Annotated in this window: 1 rRNA gene; it reads right to left on the bottom strand. The window is 51.2% G+C overall.

The features are described from left to right. Nucleotides 1-69: 69 nt before the first annotated feature. Nucleotides 70-2,960: ribosomal RNA gene (locus R7Q46_RS24560) — 23S ribosomal RNA — on the bottom strand. Nucleotides 2,961-2,988 lie beyond the last annotated feature (28 nt).

Here is a 2,988-nt window from a genome sequence, read left to right as displayed (position 1 = left end):
TTTTTTAATTCTCGTTCTTACACATTCAATGTTCTTTCATTGAGTCCATCAAAACCCCTTGGGTGTTGTATGGTTAAGCCTCACGGGCAATTAGTACAGGTTAGCTCAACGCCTCACAACGCTTACACACCCTGCCTATCAACGTCGTAGTCTACGACAACCCTTTAGGATACTTAAAGTATCAGGGAGAACTCATCTCAAGGCTCGCTTCCCGCTTAGATGCTTTCAGCGGTTATCGATCCCGAACTTAGCTACCGGGCAATGCGTCTGGCGACACAACCCGAACACCAGAGGTTCGTCCACTCCGGTCCTCTCGTACTAGGAGCAGCCCCTTTCAATTCTCCAACGCCCACGGCAGATAGGGACCGAACTGTCTCACGACGTTCTAAACCCAGCTCGCGTACCACTTTAAATGGCGAACAGCCATACCCTTGGGACCGACTTCAGCCCCAGGATGTGATGAGCCGACATCGAGGTGCCAAACACCGCCGTCGATATGAACTCTTGGGCGGTATCAGCCTGTTATCCCCGGAGTACCTTTTATCCGTTGAGCGATGGCCCTTCCATTCAGAACCACCGGATCACTATGACCTGCTTTCGCACCTGCTCGAATTGTCATTCTCGCAGTCAAGCGGGCTTATGCCATTGCACTAACCTCACGATGTCCAACCGTGATTAGCCCACCTTCGTGCTCCTCCGTTACGCTTTGGGAGGAGACCGCCCCAGTCAAACTACCCACCAGGCACTGTCCGCAACCCCGATAAGGGGTCGACGTTAGAACATCAACACTACAAGGGTGGTATTTCAAGGACGGCTCCACGCAATCTAGCGACTGCGCTTCAAAGCCTCCCACCTATCCTACACATGTAGGGTCAATGTTCAGTGCCAAGCTGTAGTAAAGGTTCACGGGGTCTTTCCGTCTAGCCGCGGGTACACTGCATCTTCACAGCGATTTCAATTTCACTGAGTCTCGGGTGGAGACAGCGTGGCCATCATTACGCCATTCGTGCAGGTCGGAACTTACCCGACAAGGAATTTCGCTACCTTAGGACCGTTATAGTTACGGCCGCCGTTTACCGGGGCTTCGATCAAGAGCTTCGACCGAAGTCTAACCCCATCAATTAACCTTCCGGCACCGGGCAGGCGTCACACCGTATACGTCATCTTGCGATTTTGCACAGTGCTGTGTTTTTAATAAACAGTTGCAGCCACCTGGTATCTGCGACTCTCAATAGCTCCATCCGCGAGGGACTTCACCGTCGAGAGCGTACCTTCTCCCGAAGTTACGGTACCATTTTGCCTAGTTCCTTCACCCGAGTTCTCTCAAGCGCCTTGGTATTCTCTACCCGACCACCTGTGTCGGTTTGGGGTACGATTCCTTACAATCTGAAGCTTAGAGGCTTTTCCTGGAAGCATGGCATCAATGACTTCACATCCGTAGATGCTCGACGTCGTGTCTCAGCCTTAAGAGAAACCGGATTTACCTAATTTCTCAGCCTACGCACTTGAACCTGGACAACCGTCGCCAGGCCCACCTAGCCTTCTCCGTCCCCCCATCGCAATTGTAAGAAGTACGGGAATATTAACCCGTTTCCCATCGACTACGCCTTTCGGCCTCGCCTTAGGGGTCGACTTACCCTGCCCCGATTAACGTTGGACAGGAACCCTTGGTCTTCCGGCGAGGAGGTTTTTCACCCCCTTTATCGTTACTCATGTCAGCATTCGCACTTCTGATACGTCCAGCATGCGTTACCACACACCTTCAACCGCTTACAGAACGCTCCCCTACCCAATATACAAAAGTATATTGCCGCAGCTTCGGTTTACTACTTAGCCCCGTTACATCTTCCGCGCAGGCCGACTCGACCAGTGAGCTATTACGCTTTCTTTAAATGATGGCTGCTTCTAAGCCAACATCCTGGCTGTCTGAGCCTTCCCACATCGTTTCCCACTTAGTAGTAATTTGGGACCTTAGCTGGCGGTCTGGGTTGTTTCCCTCTCCACGACGGACGTTAGCACCCGCCGTGTGTCTCCCGGATAGTACTTACTGGTATTCGGAGTTTGCAAAGGGTTGGTAAGTCGGGATGACCCCCTAGCCTTAACAGTGCTCTACCCCCAGTAGTATTCGTCCGAGGCGCTACCTAAATAGCTTTCGGGGAGAACCAGCTATCTCCAGGTTTGATTGGCCTTTCACCCCTAGCCACAAGTCATCCGCTAATTTTTCAACATTAGTCGGTTCGGTCCTCCAGTTGATGTTACTCAACCTTCAACCTGCCCATGGCTAGATCACCTGGTTTCGGGTCTATATCCAGAGACTGAACGCCCAGTTAAGACTCGGTTTCCCTACGGCTCCCCTAGATGGTTAACCTTGCCACTGAATATAAGTCGCTGACCCATTATACAAAAGGTACGCAGTCACAGGACAAAGCCTGCTCCTACTGCTTGTACGTACACGGTTTCAGGTTCTATTTCACTCCCCTCACAGGGGTTCTTTTCGCCTTTCCCTCACGGTACTGGTTCACTATCGGTCAGTCAGTAGTATTTAGCCTTGGAGGATGGTCCCCCCATATTCAGACAGGATATCACGTGTCCCGCCCTACTCGATTTCACTGAACACACGTCGTCAACTACGGGACTATCACCCTGTATCGTCGGCCTTTCCAGGCTGTTCGTCTAACGCGTGTAAAGCTTAAGGGCTAGTCCAATTTCGCTCGCCGCTACTTTCGGAATCTCGGTTGATTTCTTTTCCTCGGGGTACTTAGATGTTTCAGTTCCCCCGGTTCGCCCTGTTGAGCTATGTATTCACTCAACAGTAATACCTTATGGTATTGGGTTTCCCCATTCGGAAATCCCAGACTCAAATGGTTTTTACTACCTAATCTGGGCTTATCGCAAGTTAATACGTCCTTCATCGCCTCTGACTGCCAAGGCATCCACCGTGTACGCTTAGTCACTTAACCATACAACCCGAAGGAGTTTCGAGTTGAT

It is taken from the genome of Vibrio sp. 811, from assembly GCF_033339195.1.
This window is presented reverse-complemented; position numbering and strand designations above follow the sequence as displayed.